21 protein-coding genes are annotated in these 22,994 nt (G+C 59.5%); 9 read left to right on the top strand and 12 right to left on the bottom strand.

Annotation, left to right across the window (positions count from 1 at the left end; all coding sequences use genetic code 11):
* The first annotated feature begins 76 nt into the window (after positions 1-76).
* Positions 77-307 (top strand): DUF2093 domain-containing protein, encoded by a 231-nt coding sequence (locus IEI95_RS22980; RefSeq protein ID WP_015915055.1) that lies wholly within the window; start codon positions 77-79, stop codon positions 305-307.
* Positions 308-343: 36 nt separating this feature from the next.
* On the opposite strand, the gene lpxK is transcribed toward IEI95_RS22980, so the two are convergent.
* The 6 genes from lpxK to IEI95_RS22950 form a co-directional block, all read right to left on the bottom strand.
* Complete coding sequence (gene lpxK, locus IEI95_RS22975) at positions 344-1,381, bottom strand: tetraacyldisaccharide 4'-kinase (protein ID WP_156531479.1); 1,038 nt, start codon at positions 1,379-1,381, stop codon at positions 344-346.
* A gap of 10 nt (positions 1,382-1,391) precedes the next feature.
* On the bottom strand, positions 1,392-2,132 hold the full coding sequence (locus tag IEI95_RS22970; protein ID WP_156531480.1) for an HAD family hydrolase: 741 nt from the start codon (positions 2,130-2,132) through the stop codon (positions 1,392-1,394).
* Positions 2,129-3,448 carry a lipid IV(A) 3-deoxy-D-manno-octulosonic acid transferase gene (waaA, locus tag IEI95_RS22965; RefSeq protein WP_156531481.1) on the bottom strand — a complete coding sequence of 440 codons (1,320 nt, stop codon included), beginning with the start codon at positions 3,446-3,448 and terminating at the stop codon, positions 2,129-2,131. Before waaA ends, IEI95_RS22970 begins: the two co-directional genes overlap by 4 nt.
* 166 nt (positions 3,449-3,614) lie before the next feature.
* A complete protein-coding gene (locus IEI95_RS22960) occupies positions 3,615-3,851 on the bottom strand; it encodes a DUF4170 domain-containing protein (protein ID WP_015915059.1) in 237 nt (78 codons plus the stop codon).
* A 113-nt stretch (positions 3,852-3,964) separates the two neighbouring features.
* Complete coding sequence (locus IEI95_RS22955) at positions 3,965-4,777, bottom strand: 3'(2'),5'-bisphosphate nucleotidase CysQ (RefSeq protein ID WP_156531482.1); 813 nt, start codon at positions 4,775-4,777, stop codon at positions 3,965-3,967.
* 42 nt (positions 4,778-4,819) lie between these two features.
* Positions 4,820-6,166 (bottom strand): TldD/PmbA family protein, encoded by a 1,347-nt coding sequence (locus IEI95_RS22950; RefSeq protein WP_156531483.1) that lies wholly within the window; start codon positions 6,164-6,166, stop codon positions 4,820-4,822.
* Between the two features lie 211 nt (positions 6,167-6,377).
* Between IEI95_RS22950 and IEI95_RS22945 the strand changes: the two genes are divergently transcribed.
* Positions 6,378-8,198 (top strand): monovalent cation:proton antiporter-2 (CPA2) family protein, encoded by a 1,821-nt coding sequence (locus IEI95_RS22945; RefSeq protein WP_156531484.1) that lies wholly within the window; start codon positions 6,378-6,380, stop codon positions 8,196-8,198.
* Between the two features lie 150 nt (positions 8,199-8,348).
* Here IEI95_RS22945 and IEI95_RS22940 read toward each other — a convergent pair whose 3' ends face one another.
* The 3 genes from IEI95_RS22940 to IEI95_RS22930 all read right to left on the bottom strand — a co-directional run bounded on the left by IEI95_RS22940 (position 8,349) and on the right by IEI95_RS22930 (position 12,066).
* Positions 8,349-9,227 carry a patatin-like phospholipase family protein gene (locus IEI95_RS22940; protein WP_071202464.1) on the bottom strand — a complete coding sequence of 293 codons (879 nt, stop codon included), beginning with the start codon at positions 9,225-9,227 and terminating at the stop codon, positions 8,349-8,351.
* 169 nt (positions 9,228-9,396) lie between these two features.
* Positions 9,397-9,957 (bottom strand): 16S rRNA (guanine(966)-N(2))-methyltransferase RsmD, encoded by a 561-nt coding sequence (rsmD, locus tag IEI95_RS22935; protein ID WP_156531485.1) that lies wholly within the window; start codon positions 9,955-9,957, stop codon positions 9,397-9,399.
* A 6-nt stretch (positions 9,958-9,963) separates the two neighbouring features.
* A complete protein-coding gene (locus IEI95_RS22930) occupies positions 9,964-12,066 on the bottom strand; it encodes a pseudouridine synthase (RefSeq protein ID WP_194417073.1) in 2,103 nt (700 codons plus the stop codon).
* Positions 12,067-12,138: 72 nt separating this feature from the next.
* Between IEI95_RS22930 and IEI95_RS22925 the strand changes: the two genes are divergently transcribed.
* Positions 12,139-12,588 carry a nucleoside deaminase gene (locus IEI95_RS22925; protein ID WP_156531487.1) on the top strand — a complete coding sequence of 150 codons (450 nt, stop codon included), beginning with the start codon at positions 12,139-12,141 and terminating at the stop codon, positions 12,586-12,588.
* Between the two features lie 55 nt (positions 12,589-12,643).
* Here the strand turns inward: IEI95_RS22925 and IEI95_RS22920 are convergent, their stop codons facing one another.
* Entirely contained in the window at positions 12,644-13,621 is a 978-nt protein-coding gene (locus tag IEI95_RS22920) for an MBL fold metallo-hydrolase (RefSeq protein ID WP_156537654.1), read from the bottom strand.
* A 398-nt stretch (positions 13,622-14,019) separates the two neighbouring features.
* On the opposite strand from IEI95_RS22920, the gene IEI95_RS22915 reads away from it, so the two are divergent.
* Positions 14,020-15,441, top strand: coding sequence for a DHA2 family efflux MFS transporter permease subunit (locus IEI95_RS22915; RefSeq protein ID WP_156531488.1), 1,422 nt, complete (start codon positions 14,020-14,022; stop codon positions 15,439-15,441).
* Positions 15,442-15,524: 83 nt separating this feature from the next.
* On the opposite strand, the gene IEI95_RS22910 is transcribed toward IEI95_RS22915, so the two are convergent.
* Together IEI95_RS22910 and IEI95_RS22905 are read right to left on the bottom strand one after the other, a co-directional pair.
* The gene (locus tag IEI95_RS22910) at positions 15,525-16,058 is read right to left on the bottom strand and encodes a PRC-barrel domain-containing protein (RefSeq protein WP_071202477.1); all 534 of its coding nucleotides are present in this window, start codon (positions 16,056-16,058) and stop codon (positions 15,525-15,527) included.
* Between the two features lie 249 nt (positions 16,059-16,307).
* Complete coding sequence (locus IEI95_RS22905) at positions 16,308-17,204, bottom strand: SMP-30/gluconolactonase/LRE family protein (protein ID WP_174082681.1); 897 nt, start codon at positions 17,202-17,204, stop codon at positions 16,308-16,310.
* A 779-nt stretch (positions 17,205-17,983) separates the two neighbouring features.
* On the opposite strand from IEI95_RS22905, the gene IEI95_RS22900 reads away from it, so the two are divergent.
* The 5 genes from IEI95_RS22900 (at position 17,984) to IEI95_RS22880 (ending at position 22,991) form a co-directional block, all read left to right on the top strand.
* Positions 17,984-18,724, top strand: a complete 741-nt coding sequence (locus IEI95_RS22900) for a LuxR family transcriptional regulator (RefSeq protein ID WP_409050064.1) — start codon at positions 17,984-17,986, stop codon at positions 18,722-18,724.
* A 123-nt stretch (positions 18,725-18,847) separates the two neighbouring features.
* A complete protein-coding gene (locus IEI95_RS22895; RefSeq protein ID WP_337926572.1) occupies positions 18,848-20,074 on the top strand; it encodes a CmpA/NrtA family ABC transporter substrate-binding protein in 1,227 nt (408 codons plus the stop codon).
* 411 nt (positions 20,075-20,485) lie between these two features.
* Positions 20,486-21,652 carry an iron-sulfur cluster carrier protein ApbC gene (gene apbC / locus IEI95_RS22890; RefSeq protein ID WP_156531490.1) on the top strand — a complete coding sequence of 389 codons (1,167 nt, stop codon included), beginning with the start codon at positions 20,486-20,488 and terminating at the stop codon, positions 21,650-21,652.
* Positions 21,653-21,729: 77 nt separating this feature from the next.
* Entirely contained in the window at positions 21,730-22,017 is a 288-nt protein-coding gene (locus IEI95_RS22885; protein WP_041696262.1) for a hypothetical protein, read from the top strand.
* Positions 22,014-22,991 (top strand): magnesium transporter CorA family protein, encoded by a 978-nt coding sequence (locus IEI95_RS22880; protein WP_041696265.1) that lies wholly within the window; start codon positions 22,014-22,016, stop codon positions 22,989-22,991. The genes IEI95_RS22885 and IEI95_RS22880 overlap by 4 nt, the downstream gene beginning before the upstream one ends.
* The last annotated feature ends 3 nt before the right edge of the window (positions 22,992-22,994 follow it).

The raw sequence follows: 22,994 nt of genomic DNA, 5'->3' as shown, positions 1-22,994 counted from the left end.
ATGCGACTGCCAGTTTGGCACGGAACGTGCGGGAATTACCAAAAGACAAGAACAAGAAGAGAGTTAGGACCACTCCATGAATCGCTTCGAAAGCCGTGGAAATCGCGAGGCCACGGTGAAATACCTGGATGCGGATTTCCAGATTACCTTTCCCGGCTCCTACGTGGTCTGCGCCATCACCGGTCGGCCGATCACCATCGATGAGCTGAAATACTGGAGCGTCGATCGCCAGGAAGCCTATGTCGATGCGGCGGCCTCGCTCGAAGCGGAAAAGCGTGCCGGCAACCTGCCCAACCAGAAGCGGTAAGCGGCCCGACCCGGTGCGTGGGCAACGCGGCTTGCGCTACCGAGACTTTTGAAAACGATCCCGCGCCCGGTCTACTATCCGTGATGGTACAGCCGGATCATCGAAGTTCATCTCGATCTCGATCACGGTGGATTTGGCCAGCAGTTCCTCTGCCCGGTCTTTTCCTGCGCCACCCCGACTTGAACCCCGTAGCCGGGCCTGGTCCTTGGCGGTCGTCACCAGCAGCAGGGCGTTGGCCTCAGCCTCTTCGATCAGTTCGGCAATTGCCGAAGCGGACAAGGCCTGGTGATCGCCAAATCCTCTGGCAACGACGATGTCTGCACCCATTTCGCGCAGGGTGCGGTAGAATTTTTCCGGATCGGCAATGCCAGCATAAGCCAGCACCCGCTGGCCCCTAAGGTTTGGGCCGGGCAGGGGATGAAGCTGCGCGGTCAATACCGGCTTGCCCATCCGTGCCGCCCGCCGCACCATCGGAATGGCGGCATCGCCCTTGCCGACCACCAGCAGCATGTCCAGCTTTTGAAACTGGATTGCCAGCGGTGCCCGCAATGGCCCGGCGGGAAAGACGAAACCATTGCCGTCGCCTTTGTAACTGTCGGTCACCACCACGGCACAATCGATGCGGATCTGCGCGCTTTGAAATCCGTCATCCATGATGATCAGGTCTATGCCTTGGCGTTCCAGTTCCCTGGCTCCGTCGCGGCGACGCGATGCCACCACTGTTGGCGCCACTGAGGCGAGGAGTAGCGGTTCGTCACCGACATCCTTGGCGGTGTGGTGGCCCGGATCGACCAAGGTCGGGCGGCGGACCGTTCCACCATAGCCACGGCTGAGAAAGCCGGGCTTCAGGCCCATGGCAAGGGCGGCCTTGGCCAGAGCCAGGGCCGTCGGCGTCTTGCCAGCGCCGCCAAGCGTGACATTGCCGATACAGATCACCGGTAACGCGGGAGCATAGGCTGAAGACCCGCGCATGCGCCGGGCGGCAATTCGGCCATAGAGGAAAGACAGCGGCCATAGCGCCAGGGCTGAAAATCCGGCTTTTTGCCACCAAAATGAGGGTGCATGCAGCTTCATCGGCTGCCCCTCAACCCAGGACCTGTTCAAGTTCGGTAATGTCGTTCAGGCAGAAATCGCTGCCGGCTTCCAGCGTCAGGCGCGATCCGGTGCCAGTCAGCACGGCGATGGAAAGCCCGGCGCCTGCATTGCGGCCCATCAACAGGTCGTGATTATTGTCGCCGACCACGGCTACGTTTGCGGGGGCAAGGCCGGTCGCCTGGCAAAAGCCATGCACCATGCCCGGCTCCGGCTTGCAGCCAAACCCGCTATCGTAACCGGCAATGAAATCCACATGCGGCTCAAGCCCGAACCGCTGGACGATGGCGCGGATCGAGCGTTCGTTGTCTGAGGAGGCGATGCCGAGCTTCAGGCCGCGCTGTCGCAGCTTTGCAAACAGCGCATGAAGATCGGTCACCGGCACGGAAAGCTCGGCGGCATTGGCGAAAATCGCATCCAGCGCTTCGGTGAGATAATCGGCATCGAAGGGCGACCCCGCCTTGGCCAGTCCCTCGGCGATCTCACGGGCATTGCCCGCCGCCAGCAGACTGTCGGGGACGACATAACCGCTTTCGGGGTCCATGCCGCAGGCGCCGAGCAATTGATCGGCCAGCGTCTGGTCGCCATCGGCGGCCATCAGTGCCAGTTGCCGGTTCACCGGCGCCCAACTGGCGTCGTAATCCAACAGCGTGCCATCCTTGTCGAACAGAATTCCGCCAATTTTAGGGGCTGATCGGGCAAGGTCATCAGTCACAATACCGCTCCCTGTCATTCGCCCGCTGCCGTCTTCGGTTCGAGGCGTGCCTTGACGGTCAAGGGATTGATATAGGGTTCCATCGCCTTGATGGTCGCCGTCAGCGCGCCGCGCATGTCCTGCACGGCTTCCATGCCGGAATCGGACATTTTGTGACGCGCCAGGTGGTTATTCATCAGGAAATGTACGGCTTTCGCCAGGGTTTCGGCGTCGCGCACAACGCGGGCGGCGCCGTGGCGCACCAGGCGCTGGTAGCTTTCGCGGAAATTTTCCACATGCGGGCCACTCAGCACTGCGCAGCCCAGCACGGCAGGCTCCATCGGGTTACCGCCGCCGCCTTCCTTCATCATCGAGCGACCGACGAAGGCGATATCCGTCAGCCGCAGATAAAGCCCCATTTCGCCGATCGTATCACCCAGAAACACATCGGTCTGCGGCGTGATCGGATCGTTGCGGCTGCGGCGGGCAACCGTCAGCCCCTGCTCGATCATCATCGCCTCGATGGCATCGGCCCGTTCGGGATGGCGCGGCACAACGATGCTGAGCTGGCCCATATGGGCTTTCAAAGCGCGGTGGACCATGGCGGCGATCTTTTCCTCGCCCTCGGCGGTGGAAATAGCCGCCCAGGTCTTGCGATGGCCAATCTGCCGCTCATAGCTCGATAGAAGGCCGCTGTCGCAGGGTGGGGCGTCCGTGTCCACTTTGATATTGCCGGAGACGCTGACCGGCCAGGCGCCGAGATCGCGGAACCGTTCTGCATCGACGTCCGATTGTGCCACGACCATGGCAAGCTTGGAAAACAGCGAGGCCGCCACAGCGGGGTGGCGCTGCCAGCGGGCAAAGGAGCGGTCGGAAATTCGGGCATTGACCAGGATCTGCGGGATCTGCCGGTCATGCAGGTCTTGGAGCATGGTCGGCCAGATCTCCGATTCCACGCCGATCATCATGTCCGGCTGCCAATAATCGAGAAACCGTCGCACGGCGGGCAGGGCATCGATTGGCACATATTGATGGATGACGCCGTCTTGAAGACGGTCGCTGGCAATCTTGGCCGAGGTTGTCGTACCCGTGGTCAGGAGAACATTAATCTCGCAGCGGCGCAGTTCCCGCATCAGGGCCGTTACCGCCATCATCTCGCCGACGCTGGCGGCATGAACCCAGACCAGCGGTCCGCGCGGACGGTTTGCGGCAGCATAGCCGACCCGTTCCAGCCGCCGGGTGCGATCTTCCTTGCCTTTGGCGGCGCGAATGGACAGGAAAAGCCCTGCACACGGAAAGGCGACGATCCCTGCCCAGCGATAGGCGGTCAGTGCGATGCGTGCCAATGCGCTCATCCTTCTCCAACCCTCAATACGCCAGAGGGTCATGGCTGTGAGGCCGCGATCCGTCATCAGGCGTGTTTTCATCCACAAACCGTCATGGTCCGTGGCGGCACCAAATGTCAGTCAAGTCTACGCTTCATCCGAAGCGCCATGGAAGATGACGCTTCGAGCCTTGGTATTATTGTTCGCCAGGGGTCAGCAGGCGATGCATATGCACAATGAAATACCGCATATGGGCATTGTCGACTGTCTGCTGCGCTTTGCTTTTCCATGCGGAAAGCGCTGTTGCATAGTCAGGAAAGATCCCGACGATATCCAATTCTTTCAGATCCCGGAATTGAACCTCAGCCAGATTGCTCAACTCACCACCGAACACCAGATGTAGAAGCTGTTTCTTATCGCTTGTCTCGGTCATCTCATCTTTTCCATCATCATTGTCCCGCAGATGTCATCTGCTTGATTTTTACAGCAAGGTCAACCGCCGCCGCCCGACCTGCCATGCCGACACTGGGTTGTTCATCCTGCATTTTATCGGCCCTTGTCCGGTGTAGTCTCCGGCCCTGCCGAAAAGGCGGCCAGCAGTTCCGGCAGGACGGCGTTCGAGCCAGCCAGAAGGTGGCCATGGCGCACCTGCGGCCGGTTGTAGAGCAGCGGCTTGCCGTGGATGTCGGTCAGCGCCCCGCCGGCCCGTTCAAGAACCAGATCGGCCGCAGCCAGGTCCCAGTCATGGGAGTTTTTCATCACCAGTGTCGCATCGATCCGCCCGTCCGCCACCAGCGCCAGCCGATAGGCGAGCGAAGGAATATGGGCGACCCGTTCCAGCCGCTCACGCACGCCGTCCCGAAAGGCCTTGAGCAATTCGGCAGGCGTCGCCACCCGCAGACTTTGGTGGGGCAGGCGGTCAGCGACCGTGATCGCTTTGCCATTCAAACTTGCCTCGCCCTCGGCGGTCGCCAGAAAGGTTTCGCCAAGCGCAGGGGCGACCAAGGCGGCGGCCACTGGTCGGCCACGATGCACGACCGCGACGGACACACACCAGGTTTTTTCCTTGGCCAGAAAGGCGCGTGTGCCATCGATCGGGTCGATGACGAAGACGCTGTCGCGGCTCAGCCGGCTTTCATCGTCGTCATTTTCCTCCGAAAGCCAGCCATAGGAGGGGCGTTCGCCGCGCAGGAGTTTTTCCAGCAGGCTGTTGGCGGCATAGTCTGCTGCGCTGACCGGTGATTGGCCCTCGTTTTTCCACCAGACATCAGGATCGGCCCCGAAATAGGTCAGCGCCACCTCGCCAGCCTGTCGCGCTGCCTCGGCAATGAGGTCGAGATCGGCTTGAAGATCTGGCATTTGGCTTGTGCTGCTCACCCTTTACGGTCCTTGTCGATGTGGTTATTTCCCTGCAATCGTCAGGCCTTCGATGGCAAGGGTCGGAGCCGCGACGCCGAATTTGCGGTCGATGTCATTGGCTGGCGTCATCGCCATGAACATGTGCTTCAGGTTGGAAGCAATCGTCACTTCCGATACCGGATAGGTCAGTTCGCCATTCTCGATCCAGAAACCGGAGGCCCCTCGGCTGTAATCGCCGGTGATCATGTCAACCCCATGGCCGATCATGTCGGTAATGTAAAATCCACTGGAAATACCTGATATCAGCGCCTCCGACGTGATGTCGCCCGGCTCCAGCGCCAGATTGGAGGAGGAGGGCGAGACGGACGTGCCGCCGCGCGCGCCGCGTCCATTGGTTTTCAAGCCCAGTTCGCGCGCCGCCGACGTCGACAGGAACCAATGGCGCAAAACGCCGTCCTCAATCATCGTCAGAGGCTTGCCCATCACCCCTTCGCCATCGAAGGGACGCGAGGACGAGCCACGCACCCGGGTCGGATCGTCTGTGATGCTGAGGCCGGATTTCAACACCTGCTGGCCCATGCGGTCGCGCAGGAAGGAGGTTTTACGGGCCACCGCTGCGCCATTGATGGCACCGGCGATATGGCCGACAAAGCCACGTGCGACGCGCGGATCGAGCACAACCGTCAGGTTTTTGGCGGTGTCGGCCTTGCGCGGATTGATCCGGCGCACCGTGCGCTCGCCTGCGCGTCTGCCGATCTCTTCAGGACTGTCCAGTTCGGCGAAATAGAGGCGGCTGTCATAATCGTGGTCGCGCTCCATTGACGTGCCTTCGCCAGCGATTACCCCGGTCGAGCGGGAAAACCGCGAGGCCTGGTAGTGGCCGGAAAAGCCGTGCGAGGTGACGAGGACCAAACCGCCCATGCCCGCTGATGCGCTGGCCCCCAGCGAATTGCTGACGCCATTGACGGCAAGGGCCGCCTCTTCCATGGCAAGAGCTGCGTCGCGCAGCGCATCACTCGACACGTCGGTTGGGTCGTAAAGTTGCAGATCCGGATAGGTCCGGGCCAGATCCTCTTCATCGGCAAGGCCGGTATAGGGATCTTCCGGCGAAACCCTCGCCATGGCAACGGCGCGTTCGGCCAGCGCCGTCAGGTCGAAGCCAGGATTGGCCGAGACGGAGGCGACGCGGTTGCCGATAAACACCCGCAGTGAAAAATCGTCGCTTTCCGAGGATTCGGTCTGCTCGACCTTGCCGAGGCGCACGCTGACCGAATGGGCGCGGGAGCGCACCACGACGGCATCGGCCCGTTCGGCCCCGGCTTTGCGGGCCAGATCGACCAGTTGATGGGCGCGCGACAAAAGATGTTCGGGGGAATTTTCAGATGACATGGCTTGGCCTTTCTCGTCACCTTCCTTTACTGCATAATTCCGTAAACCGGAATCGGTTTGAGGAGAAAATTATGCAGCAGGGATAAAGTGCTATAGCGACCTGATTGCACTCGATAGGGTGCGATGACGTCGCTATAGTTTGCATTCCCTTCCGCATCAAGGGCAGACCAGTCGAACCCTGCGATAGAAGGCTTGCACCGGAAAGGCTAAGATGAGCACCGCACCCACCCTGTTGTTTACCGAGGCTCTCGTACTTTTGGGCGGTGCCGTGGTCGCCGCACCGATTTTCCGCAAGCTCGGCCTCGGCACGGTGCTCGGCTATCTGGCAGCAGGTGCCGTTATCGGTCCTGTCGCCCATGTCATCACCGGGGCGGAGGAAATTCTTTCGGTGGCCGAGCTTGGCATCGTTTTTCTGCTGTTCGTCATTGGGTTGGAGCTGAAACCCTCGACCTTGTGGAAAATGCGCGCCGATATTTTCGGCCTGGGCACAGCTCAGGTAGTGTTGGGCGGTGCATTGTTGACAGGGGTGGCGCTGGCCTTTGACCTTCTTGACTGGCGCGGCGCGGTGATTGCCGGTTTTGGCCTGTCGCTCTCTTCCACCGCTTTTGCCTTGCAGATTCTCAATGATCGCAGCGATTTGAATAGCCAATACGGCCAGCGTACCTTTTCCGTCCTGCTGTTCCAGGACCTTGCCATTGTGCCGCTGCTGGCGTTGATTTCCATTCTCGGCGCTCAGGCGGCACCTGCGCCCGGCTCACTGTGGATCGATATCGGTGTGGCCGTCACGGCGACGCTGGCGATGATCCTGGCAGGGCGCTACCTGCTCAATCCGCTGTTTCAGGTGATGGCCCGCACTGGCGCCCGTGAGGTGATGATTGCCGCGGCTCTGTTTATCGTGCTCGGATCGGCGATGCTGATGCAGGCGGTCGGCCTGTCCATGGCCATGGGGGCCTTTCTGGCTGGCGTTATGCTGGCCGAATCCTCCTATCGTCATGAGTTGGAAGCCGATATCGAGCCATTTCGCGGCATTCTCCAAGCTTTGTTTTTTATGGCGGTGGGCCTGTCCGTGCAATTTGACGTGATCTTTGCCAATCTCTGGCTGTTGGCCGTGGCCGTGCCGGTGGTGATGCTGATCAAGGCGTTGAGCATCTATGGCCTGTGCCGGTTGGCAGGCTCCCGCCATGATGACGCCATTCGTATTGCCGCCATCCTGCCGCAGGGTGGTGAATTCGGTTTCGTGCTGTTTACCACCGCCGTCTCGGCGGGCGTATTTTCCGGCGCCACCTCGTCGCTGCTGATTTCCATCGTCACGCTCACGATGGCGCTAACGCCGGTGGTCGCGGCGCTCTCCTCCCGGCTTCTGTCACGCGATCAGCATGAGGAGCTGGACGAGGATTTTGACGGTGCCGGTTCGGATGTGTTGATGATCGGCTTTTCGCGTTTCGGCCAGATTGCCGCCCAGGTGCTGCTGGCCAGCGGCCGGGATGTGACGATTATCGATGATTCCGCCGACCGTATTCGCCAGGCCGCCTCCTTCGGATTCCGTATTTATTTCGGCGATGGCACACGGTTGGACATGTTAAGGGCCGCTGGTATCGAAAAGGCCAAGGTGGTGGCGGTCTGCACCCAGAAGCGGGAGATCACCGACCGGATCGTCGAGCTGGTCGCCTCCGAATTTCCCCAGGCGCGGCTGTTCGTGCGCTCCTATGATCGTGTTCACAGCCTGTGGCTGCGGGCGCGCAATGTCGAATATGAACTGCGCGAAACGGTGGAATCAGGCTTGAAATTCGGCCGCAAGACCATCGAGGCGTTGGGTGTGGATGAGGACATGGCCGAGGCCATCGAGGCCGATATCCGCCGCCGCGACGATGAGCGTCTGCGCATTCAGGCGGTGGAAGGCATCAAGGGCGGCGCCCACATGCTGTATAACAGGCCTGTCCAGCCGGAACCGCTGATCAAACCCAAGCGGGGACATGAGACGGAGAAAGATCAGGACAAAGAGAGGGAAAAAGACCGGGATACGGCTGCTTAGAGTTTGCCTTCGGAAAAGTGGAACCCGGTTTTCCCGAAAAGGCGGACTCTAAAGCGCGGCGCGTTTTATTGGATTCGGCAGAGTCGCGCTTTATCTTTTTTTGCGCATGTACGTTATCGTTCAACTGATCCCAGTTGAACGCGACATGCTCTAGCGCTGGGCGAGAAGCGCAAATTGCGCCTCCAAGGCCCGCTTGACCTCGTCTTTGACAGGGGCTGATACCTCGAAGATCTGCTTGGCCTTCATGAAATCCATCACGCCAAAACCATTGACCGGTGGGCGCAGGAAAATTGCCGGTGGGCCAAGCTTGAGTTTGAGTGCCAGATGCGATTGCATCATCAGCTGAGAGGCGCCGAACAGGCTGTCGATGCGGTTCGGTATGTCGTCCACTCCGACCGGGCCGCCGACGATGTCGATGCCGATGACGATATCGGCAAGGCCCATCAGATGTTCATAAGGCACGGGATTGAAGATGCCGCCATCGATCATCAGCCGCCCGTTCAGCATGACAGGCATGAACAGGGCGGGAATAGCGGCGGAGGCGGCCAGCGCCTGATAGAGATCGCCGTCTTCGCTGACCTGTTCGCAATGGCCGTAATAATCGGTGGAGATCACTTTCAGAGGAATGCCAAGGCCCGAAAAATCATCGGGAATGCGGGATGGCAAGAAGGCGCGCAGAATACGCTCCAGATTGAACTGTCCGAGCCGGAACCCGCCAATGGCATGGCGCATGGTCGGCGGGCGCAGGCCCCAGATCCGCTTGAACACTTCATTGCGCTTGCCGACGGTTTCCAGCGCATGGTCGCGCATTTCGGCTGCCGACATGCCTGCAGCCTTGCCAGCCCCGATAATCGCACCGATGGAGGAACCGGCAATCGCCACCGGCTCGATCCCCATTTCCTCAAGGGCTTCCAGCACATGAATATGGGCAAGGCCCCGCGCGCCGCCAGCCCCCAGTGCCACGGCAACCGTCGGCGTGCTGGGTCCTACCTCAACGAGGGATTTATGGGATTGGACATCCTGCGGCATGATTTCAAACGGACCTTTTGGAGCATTTCCAACACAAGCATCGATTGGCTTTCTGTCGGATATGCAAGAAAAATGCGAGAAAGCAGCCCGAAGCGTCTTGTGAAATCGGAGACTGCTTTTCTCTGACAAACTCTATATCGCAGCGGATTTAAGAAATCGCGCTGCCGTTTCAACCCGGTCTATAGGTAAAGAATGAAATTCTTGTATCGCCAAAGATCCGCTCTTCCAGCAGAGCGAAGGCTTCGGGCGCCTGGACCAGGACATCGGCGCGCTCTTCCAGGAGAGCCAAAGCTCCAGGCACCAGCCAGCCGCCTTGGTGGGCAGCGGCAAAGGCCTTTTCGCCGAGGCCCTTGCCATAGGGCGGGTCGGCAAACAGCAGGTGGAACGGTTCCATCGTGCTGACCGAACCGAGGTCGGTGGCATCGCGTCGCAAAATCTTGGCGCGGCCATGCAGGCCAAGATTGTCGATATTTTCCCACAGCAGGCCACGGCCCTCGACGCTGTTTTCGACAAACAGCGCCGAACGGCAACCCCGCGACAAGGCTTCCAGCCCGATGGCGCCGGTTCCCGCAAACAGGTCGAGAACCCGCGTGCCATCAAGACATTCGGGATGGGCATGCATCAGGATGTTGAACAGGCTTTCGCGTGTCCGGTCGATGGTCGGCCGGATGGCGTCGGTCTTGGGCGCGGCAAGGCTACGCCCCCGAAATTCTCCACCAACGATCCGCATGTCGGCTTACCTCTTGCCTTTGGAGCCAGAGGAAGGGCCACGCCCTGCATCTGATCTGGTAGAGCCGGGTCTGGCAGAACCGGGCTTCCCGCCCGGCTTGCCACCAAAGCCAGGCTTTCCACCGGAAGACGGTTTGCCACCAAACGAGGATTTGCCCGCCGGTTTTCCGCCAAAGGATGGCTTCCCACCAAAGGACGGCTTGTCGCCGGAAGCGGAACGGGATTTTGGCCGTCCGTCATAAGGCCGGTCGCCGGTTGGCCGCTCGGCTCTTTCTCCGGTGGGGCGACCGGAATAGGGGCGATCACTGCGGGCCGGAGCATCGCTGCGAGCAGGTCTTTCGCCCCGGTCCGGGCGATCTCCACGTGCGGGCCATTGGCCGCGCGACGGACGATCACTGGGCGCTGGACGCTCGCCACGCGCTGGCCGATCACCATATGCAGGTTTGTCACCATATGCGGGACGGGGACCACGATCTGCGCCATCCCGCTTGCCGCCAAAGCCTTCGCCAGCGCGTCCGCCACGTCCGGCTGGTTTGCTGTCGGGGCCTTCGGCGCGAATCCACTCGCCCTCGGCATCGCGGGCGCGGCTGACCTTGACGCGCAAATCCTTATCGTCGCTGCCAGCATACTGTCCACGATCCGGGTCGTGACGCGAAAGGCTCTTGGTCGGCGCGCCGTCCTTGGTGCGGCCGTAACGTTTGGTCTGCGGTGCGCCATCGGGGCGGGCGCGGGGTCCGCTTTTGCGAGCTTCGTCTGTTGCGGCCTTTTTTTCAGACACTGGACGTGCGCCCGGTGCCATCCAGACATTGGCGGTACGGCTCTGGCCAAGCGGCATTCGCTTCGGCTTGCCATCACGGGCTGCATCGTCGCCGTCACGACCGGCAGCAGGTTTTCCCTTGAAGCCGGGCTTGCTGCCAAATCCGGGTTTGCTGCCAAAGGCAGGCTTTGCACCGTCGCGGCGGGTGTCGAGCCGGCTGAGTGCCTTTTCGCGGGCGTCCTCCCGGTTGTCGAAGCCGCGTGGTTTGGCTGGCCGTGTGTCCTTCTTCCAATTGCCTTCCTCGGCTTTCGCCTTGGCTTTCGGCGCAGGCGCATCCTCTTCCTCGGCGGGGGCGTTGGAATAGAGCGGCGCGTCGAAATTGGCCTTGGATTCCTCGATCAGGCGCGGACCGAGCTGGTCGCGCAACATGCGGCCACGCACTTCCTGCACCTGGGATTCCGGCAGGTCGCCCAGCTGGAACGGGCCGTAGGAAATGCGAATCAGCCGGTTGACCTCAAGGCCAAGCGCGCCGAGCACATTCTTGATTTCCCGGTTCTTGCCTTCGCGCAGGCCCATGGTGATCCAGACGTTATGGCCCTGGCTGCGGTCCAGAACTGCGTCGATGGCGCCGTAGAGCACGCCGTCAACGGCGATGCCGTCCTTCAGCGTGTCCAGCTTGGCCTGATCGATCTCGCCATAGGCGCGCACGCGGTAGCGGCGAAGCCAGCCGGTGGTCGGCAGTTCCAGCACCCGCGCCAAGCCGCCATCATTGGTCAGCAGCAGCAGGCCTTCGGTATTGATATCGAGCCGGCCAATCGACATCACCCGCGGCAATTCCTCCGGCAGGTTGTCGAATACGGTCGGGCGTCCTTCCGGGTCCGAATTGGTCGTCACCAGGCCGGACGGCTTATGATAGAGCCAGAGCCGTGTGCGCTCGATGCCGCGAATGGGCTCGCCATCCACTTCGATCCGGTCGGCCAGCGTGGCGTTCAGCACCGGGCTGTCCAGCACCTTGCCATTGACGGCCACGCGGCCTTCCATGATCATGCGTTCCACGTCGCGGCGCGAAGCGATACCAGCGCGCGCCAGCAGCTTGGAAATCCGTTCCGGCTTCAACGTATCCTCGCTGCCGGTCTTGGCAGCAGGTGTTGCGCTCTTTCGCGGTGCCGCATCAGGTCTAGGGCGCGGTGCCGCATCCGATTTGTCACGCGGTGCCGCATCGGCCTTTTCGCCAAATTTTTTCTGGGCACCAAAGCTTTTTGGGCCGGATTTGCCGGGTTTTTCGGCAGATGTCTTGAAGGGGCGGCCAGCGGGCTTGCTGCCCGGCCGCTTGAACTTTTCTTTATCGGTCATTTTTTGCTTGCCTGTCGTTTGCTGTGTCCTATCAGTTCGCGAAGGCTTGGTTAAGTGGAAAGTTCATGCATCATGACGCTGACAACCCGTTTCATGGATGTTGCCCTGGAAGAAGCCCGGCTGGCTGGCGCGCGCGGCGAGGTGCCAATTGGTGCTGTGCTGGTCAAGGACGGCGTCATTCTTGCCCAAGCTGGCAATGAAACCCGTGCCTTGCAGGACGTGACGGCCCATGCGGAAATCCTGGCGATCCGCCGTGCCTGCGCCATTCTGGAGGATGAGCGGCTGGCAGGCGCCGATCTCTATGTGACGCTGGAACCCTGTACAATGTGCGCGGCAGCGATATCCTTTGCCCGTATCCGCCGCCTTTATTATGGCGCGCCCGATGAAAAGGGCGGGGGTGTTGACCATGGTGCGCGTTTTTACAGCCAGCCCACCTGCCATCATGCGCCGGATGTCTATGCCGGGATCGGCGAGACTGAGGCTGCCGCTCTGCTAAAGGACTTTTTCACCGCCAAACGGTGACGGAAATATCGCCGCGCCCCGAATGGGCGCGCGGCGGGCGGCGCGGCGCAAGCGATCAAAGATCGAACTGGTAGCTCTTCGGCACGAATCGGTAGCCGGTATCGAGCGTTTCGACATAGCCGACCGAGGGGAAGGGCATGTGATAGCCCAGGAAGGCGACCTTGTCGGTTGCTGCCATGTCGAACACCCGTTTGCGAGTGGCGGCGGCCTGAGCCTTGTCCATGTCGAATTTCACTTCCCAATCGGGACGTTGCAGCGACAGCACGAAATGGTTGGCGGTGTCGGCGGTCAGCAGCAGGCGCTTGCCCTTGGATTCGACATGGAAAATCATATGGCCGGGAGAGTGGCCGAAAGCGGCCTCGCCGCGAATGCCGGAGACCACATCGCCACCTTGATCGCCGAGGAAGGTAATTTTTTCAGCCAGCGGCTTCACATTGGCCAGAACCGCTTTTTGTCCACCTTCGGCTGGTGTTCCTGCCCGGGCGGCATTGGTCCAGAAATCATATTCGCGCTGCCCGGCGATATAGCGCGCCTTGGCAAAGGCCGGTTTGCCCTTTTCCATTAACCCACCGATATGGTCGCCATGCATATGGGTGAGGACGACGATGGTGACATCTTCGGGCGAATAGCCTGCGGCCATCATGCCTTCACTGAGCCTGCCCATACCATTGGCGCGGCCCTGTTCGCCCATGCCGGTATCGAACAGGATGACATCAGAGCCGGTATTGATGAGCACCGGCGAAAAACCGTTGACGAATTTGTCGGTCGGCAGGAAATTCTTTTCCAGCAGCGCCGAAACCGTTTCCGGGCTCTGGTTGGTGCCAAAGGTCTCGCCCGGCTTTTCGGAAACCCGCGTGCCGTCCTTGATGACCACCACTTCAAACCCGCCGAGCTGGAACCTGTGGGTCTCCGGGGGCATGGCATGATTAATATCCATCGATGTCTCCGCTTGCGCGAAAGCTGCCCGCGCCATCAGCGCCGGGGCCGACAAGGCGCCCAAGGCAGCCCCCGCGATCATTGTTCGCCTGTTCATTGAAACCATTACAACCTCCTCGTCCCCATTTTCAGAGCTTACAGCTCCAACAGGTAGCGGCGGGTCTGTGCCGTTTCAATGGCGTGGGGGATGTTTTCTCCGGCTCGCCAGATTTTCGGGGAAAAATTATCCAGCAAACAGAATGAATTGCGACGAAGTTGACGGCTTGTAAGCGATGAGTGGAAATGCGTAACGTGTACGTGATCGGCAGGCTTATCGGGACGATAACGATTGTCAGGTATGGGATGAGAGGACTAGAAGGACGCGCCGGGTGGGGCTTTTCGTCGGGCCTTGATATGTACGCCTGGTGGTCTGTTTGTGACATTTGATCTTCGATGATGCCGCAAGGGGATATCAACTTCATTTCCAATGGCCGCCATCTTTAAAGAGTGTTCTTCATGAATCGCATCGTTCCGCTCATCCTGGCCGTGGCCCTGTTCATGGAAAACATGGACTCCACGGTGATTGCGACCGCGCTGCCCGCCATTGCCAACGATCTCGGCGTCGGGCCGATCACGCTGAAACTGGCTCTGACGTCTTATATGGTGGCGCTCGCCATTTTCATTCCGGTCAGCGGCTGGATGGCGGATAAATTCGGGGCCAAGCAGATCTTTCGGGCGGCGATGGGGGTTTTCATCGTTGGCTCCCTCTGCTGCGCCATGTCCAGCTCGCTGGTGGAATTCGTCGCCGCCCGGTTTTTGCAAGGCATGGGTGGCGCGATGATGACGCCGGTCGGCCGTTTGGTTCTGCTGCGCACCACCAAGCGCGAGGATCTGGTCTCGGCCATGGCGCTGCTGACCATGCCGGCCCTTGTCGGTCCGCTGGCCGGTCCGCCGGTTGGCGGCTTCATCACCACCTATTTTAGCTGGCACTGGATTTTCCTGATCAATGTGCCGATCAGCGTGCTGGGCGTTGTCCTATCGACAATTTTCCTGCCGGAAATCGAGCGCATCAAGACCGCACCGATCGACTGGACCGGATTTGCCCTGACCTCGCTGTCGGCGGCGGGCGTCGTTTTCGGCCTGTCGGTCATGAGCCTGCCAGCCTTGCCGCCGATTGTCGGTATTGCCGCCACTGTTATCGGCCTGTTGTGCGGCGTTCTTTATATAGTGCATGCCAGGCGCCATCCTGCACCGCTTCTGGATCTCACCCTGTTTCGCAAACCGGCCTTTCGCGCCGCCCAGATCGGTGGGACGCTGTTTCGGATTTCGGCGGGTGCCATTCCCTTTCTGATGCCGCTGATGCTGCAACTCGGCTTCGGCATGACACCGTTTGAATCCGGGCTGACCACCTTTGTCGGCGCCATTGGGGCGATCAGCACCAAATTCCTGGCGCGCCGGGTGTTTGCCGCTGCCGGTTTTCGCAGTGTGTTGATTGTGGCGGGCGTCTGCGGCGCCGCGACCACCTTTCTCAACGCGTTTTTCACGCCGCAGACCCCGCATGCGCTGCTGATGTTCTTCCTGCTGATGGCTGGTTTCTGCCGCTCGTTTTTCTTCACCGGCACCAATGCGCTGGGCTATGCCAATATCGACAATAACGAGGCCAGTCAGGCAACCTCAATTGCCTCGGTGTTGCAACAGATCAGTCTGGCGCTCGGCGTTGCTTGCGCGGCCTTCGTTCTGGAGATCAGCACCATGCTGACCGGTGGTCATCTGGATCTTGCCGATTTTCATGTGGCCTTTGCCGTCGTGGCCTTTTTGTCGCTGGCCGCCGTCATTCCCTATATCTTTATGGACAAGAATGCCGGTGCCGATGTGTCCGGCCATCGGCAGCCCTTGGCAGGTGGGGCCGCCACTGCGGAAAACCTTAGCGCCAAATAAAGTGTGGGCAATAAAAAAGGCGGGAGCCTTTCGGTCCCGCCTTCTCTCTATTGACGCTGGCCTGTGGGGCCACTGTTAAATGCTTACTTGGTAACAGTTGCCGGCGTGGAGGCAGTGGTGCCTGAATCGGCCTTCTGCTCTTCCAGCGTCTTGAATTCCGGAGCGGACTTCAGCGTCTCAGCCGTTTCCGTCGTTGTCAGACGCAGCTTGTCTGCATTCTGCGCATCACGGGTCACTGTAATCTTGCTAACGGGAACGGCGACATTCTTTTCGCCGATGCCCAAGAAGCCACCAACGCCGATCACAGCTGCGACAAGGCCGCCATTCTGCTGCATGATCAGGTCCTTGATCTCACCGATGCTCTTGTCACCAGCATAGACGTTCTGGCCGACATAGTTGGATGCGGCCAACTGGTCGCTGCCCTGCTGGGTCAGATAGGTATCCATGGCAGCCGATGCGCCAGGCGTGGTCATTGCAGGGGCGGTGCCGGTGCTTGGAGCAGTTGTGGTGGTGCCGGGCGTTGCTGGTGTCGTTGCACTCTGCGCAAAGGCCATTGGCGCGACAACAGTGGAACCCATGAGTACGGTTGCTGCTACAAAATTAAGGGTCTTGTTCATCTTAAACCTGCCTTTCGGTCTTTGTTTCGTGTCGGACTGAGGGAGAGCTAGTCGCTCATGAAAAGTGTGTTTTCATGAGCGTGAGTGACTGGCTCTCTGCTCGGCTCGGTAGTGAAATGCCCGAGAGAGGCAGGAGTTCCGATAATATTGTGCATTTTATTTCTGCAAATTGACGGAACTTTAGGCATAAAAATGAGTTGGGGCGCGCCTCGTTCAAAGACCAAGGGTTGAGGAGTGTGAGGCTGGGCTTTACAAGCGGAAGCTTGGCTCGTGTCTGCCCTTGACCGCGATATCGAGGACGAAGGTCTTGCCACCATGGGGATCTGCGGCCAGGCCATCGGCGTCGAGCCCTTCGGTGGCGGAGGTGACCAACAGGCGGTCGGCCTTGGCACCGATAAAGGCCGGGCAGGTGGTTTGGGCAGCGGGAAGCCGGTAGCGCGCCAGGTGCTGTCCTGTTCTATCGTAGTGATCGACGGCGCCAACGCCCCAACGGGCATTCCACAAGCCGCCTTCCGCATCGCAGACCGCACCGTCGATGCCACCATCCTTGCCGCGTCCGTCGATATGGACGGATGGCGTCCCGGTCGGAAGGCCGGTTGCCGGATCGAGACTGACCTTCATCAGCGTATTGACCCGCGTGTCGACATAGTAACCGAGGCTTCCATCCGGCGAAAAACAGATGGCGTTGGGAATGCTGATGCTATCATAAAGACGAGTCACCTTGTCGCCCGCCACATGATAGATCGCACCAGCCCCATCGGCTGCCGTCTTGCCCATCGTGCCGATCCACAGTGCACCGCAAGGATGGACCCGCCCGTCGTTGGAGCGATTGCCGATCAGTTCCGGTTCCAGCGCGGTCAGCAAAGTCAGTTCGCCGCTGGCAATGGCGCGGATGAAAATACCCTGTTCTGTCGCCAGCATCTGGCGTTCAGCATCGATTGTCGCCAACGCGCTGGCCATCATCGGCAGATCGTGGCGGATCGTTTCGCCCGTGGCAAACCGATGCTCGATCAGCCCCTTGCCGAGAATGTCGAACCACCAGGCGGTGTCACGCGCGACGTCATAGGTCGGGCCTTCACCCAGATGCAGGCGGGTATCGACCAGGACGGTGCCGGAATACGCTGTTTGCAAGATGGTCTCCTTCATCCAATCGCTGTGGCTCTCTTGTCTACTGCATAATTTTTGAAATCGGAATCGATTTAAGGAGAAATTATGCAGCGGATATAAAGCACTACAGCGAACCTTTGTCGCCATATAGGGCGCACGGCGCTGTAGAGCATGTCCAGAAAAAGTGGAAACCGGTTTTGCCAATCGCGTTTCATCTAGACCGCAGAGAACGCGATTCAAGCCGCTCGGATGGTTCCACGACAGCCGATTTGGTACGAATGACAATGCCAGGCAAAATAAACTGCGTGCGATGACGGCGGTTTCACATCCAGGCCGACATGGCCGTCGTATTGGTCAACGTCGCGCAAGCAAAACAGGGAATACTTGATGTGCGAACCTGTTTTGTGGCGTTGGCCTATTTCGCGGCTTAGACGATAGAATTTTCTAAAAACGTGGTTTCAGCCCTTGGTATTGGCAGGATGGTCGATCTATAGGATGGGCAATTGCGTTCGGGTGGGCATCGTTATCGCCAAACGATAAGACCGGAAGCCTTTTTCTGTTGCGGCAGGACCTAAATAAATGACCGGAAAATAAATGAATGGCCGGAAGATAGGTGAATGGATAGAGGGCTTCGTTAAATTATTCAGGACTGGCTTTTTTAGTTATCAATGTTTTTGGCTGTAACTGCCGGAATGCAGTCGGCATTCAATTTTCGCAATGTCCGGCTATAGCAGGTCTGCAACGGGTTGCGACGCGGTCGCGATATGTAAAGAGAACAAGGCTTTTTATCGATGGGTGACGATCTGGTCCATATGGCAATGGTTGCCGAAGATGCGGCCTCGAAATTTGCGACGGCAGAACGCTATGTGCGCGAATTAAGTGGCTATAAGACCCAGTTTGACGTTTTCAGGCTGATGAAGCGGTTGACTGACTTTTTCGGCGCCAAGGGCTTCATGGTCATGAATGTGCCTTCGGCTGGTGCAAAAACTTTGACCGGCAGCTCGGTCATCACCAACTGGCCTGCTGATTTTCTCAGCGAATACGACATGGCGTCCCTGCTGTCGTCCAGCCCGATGTTCAACCGGTTGCGCAACACCTCTATACCCGTTGTTTTCGATGTGCATGTGGTCGCCCGTGAACGCGATCCCAAGACTGTCGAGCTGGCGACGGACCTGTTTTTGCGGTTTGGCATGCCGCGCGGCGCCTGTTTTCCGGTTCATGATGCCCATGGTAACCGGGGCGCTGTCAATATTTGCGGTGAAATGCCAGCATTTTCCTTCGTTGACATGGTGCTGCTGCAATATCTGGCCGGGCATGTGTTCAACCGACTTGCCGAAATTCGCGAACTGGATGCACGGGTCACCGAAACGCTGACGGAGCGCGAGATCGAATGTCTGACCTGGACGGCGGCGGGCAAGACCTCCGTTGAAATCGCTGAGATCATGGGCCTGTCAGAACATACGATCAATCATTATCTCAACCGCGCCACCCGCAAGCTGGATACCGTGAACCGCACCCAGGCGGTCGCGAAGGCGCTACGGTTGAGTCTGATCAAATAGGAATGCGTGAGACATCTTCGATGTCTTGAATAATGCATCCGAAGGACGGCCTTCTCCGGCAGGTGCAACTTGCCTGAGGCAGCGGTTTGCGGCATGTATGCTGCAATGGGTCAGCACATTTCTTTGCATGTCACTCTTGGCTACATGCCATGTCTCGATAGCGCCCCACTGGTTGCGGCGATGGAAAAAGGCTTTGCCTCCGACGAAGGCCTGACCCTGCGCCTAGTGCGCGAAACCTGCTGGACCCAGATCCGCGACCGCCTGACGGTCGGTCATTTCGATGGCGCGCATCTGCCTGGCCCCTTTGCGCTGGCCGCCAATCTCGGTTTTTCGCCGCTGGCCCCCGCTCTGCTGGTCCCTATGGCCCTCAATTTGGGTGGCGGCGCGCTCACTGTGTCGAATGCGCTTGCAACAGCCATGCAACAGGCAGGCTGGGAAAGCCACCTTCTGGAGCCAATAGCGGCGGGCGCCGCACTGAAACGAGTGGTGGAGAAACGTCGCGCTAAGTCCCTGCCGCCTTTGCGGATTGCCGTCGGCGATACCCATTCCAGCCAGGCCTATTATCTGCGCTACTGGCTTGCTGCCTGCAATCTGGACCGTGGCAGTGAGATCGAAATCGTCTCATTGCCATCGCCGCTGATGGCGGATGGGCTTGGCGCGGGCGTGCTTGACGGATTTTGCGCGGCGGAACCGTGGAATAGTGTTGCGGTGGACCGGCAGGTCGGATGCATTGTTGCTGCGACCGCAGCTATCTGGCGCGGCGGTCCGGACAAGGTTCTCGGCATTGGCAGGCAGTGGGGCGAGAACAATCCCGCCGCGCTCGATGCGCTGATCCGTGCGCTTTACCGCGCCGCGCAATGGTGCGGTAATCCCGGCAATACCGAGGAGCTGGCCGGTATCATGGCGGCCCCCCGCTATCTCGGTGTCGAAGGCCGGCTTTTGTTACCCGGCCTGACCGGCGATCTGGTAACCGCGCCGGGAGAGGTTCAGCCGCTTGAGGATTTTCTGGTGCTGGAGCGCAAGGCCGCCAATTTCCCCTGGGTCAGCCATGCCCTGTGGTTTTATAGCCAGATGGTGCTTGGCGGTCACGTTGTCCATGACCGCGAGCGGATTGCCACGGTGCTCGAAACCTATCGCCCGGATCTTTATCGCCGCGCCCTCAGGCCGGTCTTCGCCGCCATGCCAGGCGCCAATATCAAGGTGGAGGGGGCGATGGCAGCAGCCGATTATGTCGGCGCCAGCAATGGCCGTTTGTTGCTTGGGCCGGACGGATTTTTCGATGGACGGGTCTTCGACCCTGACCGGCTTGATGATTATCTTGCCGCTTCACCAGCGGTTCCGAGAAATTAATATTGCAGCACAGAAACCCTATGACGTGAATGTTCAAAGCGTTGGTGCGGCTGTTTTTTAAGCAATTGCCGGAATGGCGCGGCTGGATTGTGGTGATTTCTTCAGCCAATTGGCGGCGTCTCCGGTGATTTGACAGGATTTACCGGGTGAAAAGCCCAATCTTTCGAGTTGGCACGGTTTGTGCTTTCAATACAGCAACAGGGTCCAGAGGGGACTTGGAGAAGGGCGGTCTGGAAATCGCCCTCACAAAACGCCGCCTTAACCGTGCTTCAGGGCAATGGTTTTGGCGGCGTTTGTTTTTGGCTCTTCCGTTGCAGGCGATAAAACCTTATTTGAGCGTCACTCACACGTTTCGTCGGGCGCGGACAATTTCCAGTCGAGTGTCCCGGCCTTCACCAAGGAAGCGGATCCATGACGCTCGATAAAAACACTGTTCTTGAAGCCTTGAAGACCGTGCGCGGACCCGATCTCGAGGGCAATATTGTCGATCTGGGCATGGTATCGGACGTGTTCATTTCCGACGCCAAGGTCTATCTCTCCATTAATGTTCCGGCTGAGCGCGCCCGGGAGTTGGAGCCTTTGCGCCAGGCGGCGGAGCGCAGTGTCAAGGCGCTTGCCGGCGTCAAGGGAGCGCTTGTCAGCCTGACAGCCGAGCGCAAGGCCGGATCGCCATCGACGCCGCCTGCTCCCTCGGCACCCAATTCTTCCCACTCGCATTCCCATTCACACGGGCATTCTCATGCGCCGGCCCAAAGCCAGCCGGCCCGCCCGGCCAAGGCTGGCATTCCCGGTATCGGCGCCATCATCGCGGTGGCTTCCGGCAAGGGTGGCGTCGGCAAATCCACCACGGCCGTCAATCTGGCGCTGGCCTTGCTTGCCAATGGCCTGAAGGTCGGCATTCTCGATGCCGATGTCTATGGTCCGTCGATGCCGCGCCTGCTTGGCATTTCCGGGCGACCTCAGCAGATCGACGGGCGCATTATCGTGCCTATGGAAAATTATGGCCTGAAGGCGATGTCCATCGGCTTTTTGGTGGATGAGGGCACCGCGATGATCTGGCGCGGCCCGATGGTACAATCGGCCCTGATGCAGATGTTGCGCGAAGTGGCCTGGGGCGAGCTGGACGTGCTGGTGGTGGACATGCCGCCGGGCACGGGCGATGCGCAATTGACCATGGCCCAGCAGGTCCCGTTGAGCGGTGCGGTGATCGTCTCGACCCCGCAGGATCTGGCGCTGATCGATGCCCGCAAGGGTATCAACATGTTCAAGAAGGTCGAAGTGCCAGTACTCGGCGTCATCGAGAACATGAGCTATTTCATCGCTCCCGATACCGGCGCCCGTTACGATATTTTCGGTCATGGCGGCGCCAAAGCCGAAGCTGAAGCCATTGGTGCGCCATTCCTGGGTGAAGTGCCGTTGACCATTTCCATCCGCGAACATTCCGATGCAGGCACCCCGGTCGTGGTTTCCGAGCCGGAGAGCCCCCAGGCGCTGGTGTATCGTGAGATCGCCACCCGCGTCTGGCGCGAGGTCCAGCGACATTCAACAAGACAGGCGCCGACCATTACCTTTGAATGAGGTCAGCACAGAATAGAGCCGCCGTTGCAGATTGATACTGCAACGGCGAACCGCACGGTTGTAGGGTTCCGGCGGAAATGCAACAGGATCTCGCTACCCTGGCGGAGGCTTTGTCGGGGAAATTTCTTCAGGTTGCATTGATCAGGATCAAATGCCTGCGCGCAATTGCCCTTGCCATCCTCACGGCAGGTGCTATTGCTTGCCCGCTGAGCATGGATCATGGGCAGGAACATGTCTTCCCGCTATGGGAAATGATAGTCACGCGCATGGGCAAGGGTAAATCATCGCAGGTTTTCATGGGTGTCCATGAAAATGCTGCGGCTGGCGGCACTGTCCGTCATCGGGCAAAGGTGTCGAACGTTTGATCAAAGCTTACAGGTGTGACGGGACGGCAGATATGATCCTGCCCAGCGATGCGCCAGCGGTGCTGGACAAAGATGTTCTATGGCTCGATCTTCTCAATCCTGACAGGACAGAGGAGGCTTTGGCCGAACGCTTGCTGGGCCTGCCGCTTCCCACCCGTGACGACCTAAAGGATATCGAGCCCTCCAGCCGATTGTATATGGACGATCATGGCGTTTACATGACCGCATCGCTGCTCTGTAAGGCCGAATCGGACCTGCCGCATCTGGCCGATGTCGCCTTCATTCTGGGCGGAGGGCGTCTGGTCACCGTGCGCTATGCCGAGCCCCGCGCTTTTGGCTTGTTTACCGCAGCCCTCAGCCGCAATCAGGCCCATTGCACCTCCAACGCTGTCATGCTGGCGCGTCTTTTGGAAACGGTGGTCGACCGCACCGCCGAAATTCTGGAAATTGCCGGTATGCGGGTCGATGCGCTGTCCGGCGATGTGTTCGTCGATCGCAGCCGCACCAAGCGCCGGGCGGCGCGCTTTCTGGAAGACCGGCTGTTCGATATCGCCAGCCATCATCGGCTGGTCAGCAAGACGCGCGACAGCCTGGCATCCCTGTCGCGGCTGTCGTCCTTCCTGCTGTCGGTGGAACCGGTCAAGTCCAATGCGCAAGCCCGCGACCTCTGTCAGGTCGTCGCCCATGATATTCAATCCCTGTCCGAACATGCCGGTTTCATCGCCAGCAATATCAGTTTCATGCTCGATGCCTCGCTTGGTCTGATCAATGTCGAACAGAATTCGATCATCAAGATTTTCTCGATTGCATCGGTGGTGTTTTTGCCGCCGACGCTGGTCGCTTCCATCTATGGAATGAACTTTCAGGTCATGCCGGAGTTGACGTGGCTGCTTGGCTACCCATTTGCTCTGATCGTCATGGTTCTGTCCGCGATCATTCCCTTCCTGTTCTTCCGCTCGAAAGGCTGGCTCTGAGAG

This window comes from Agrobacterium vitis, from assembly GCF_014926405.1.
Classification (GTDB): Bacteria; Pseudomonadota; Alphaproteobacteria; order Rhizobiales; family Rhizobiaceae; genus Allorhizobium; species Allorhizobium vitis_H.
This window is presented reverse-complemented; position numbering and strand designations above follow the sequence as displayed.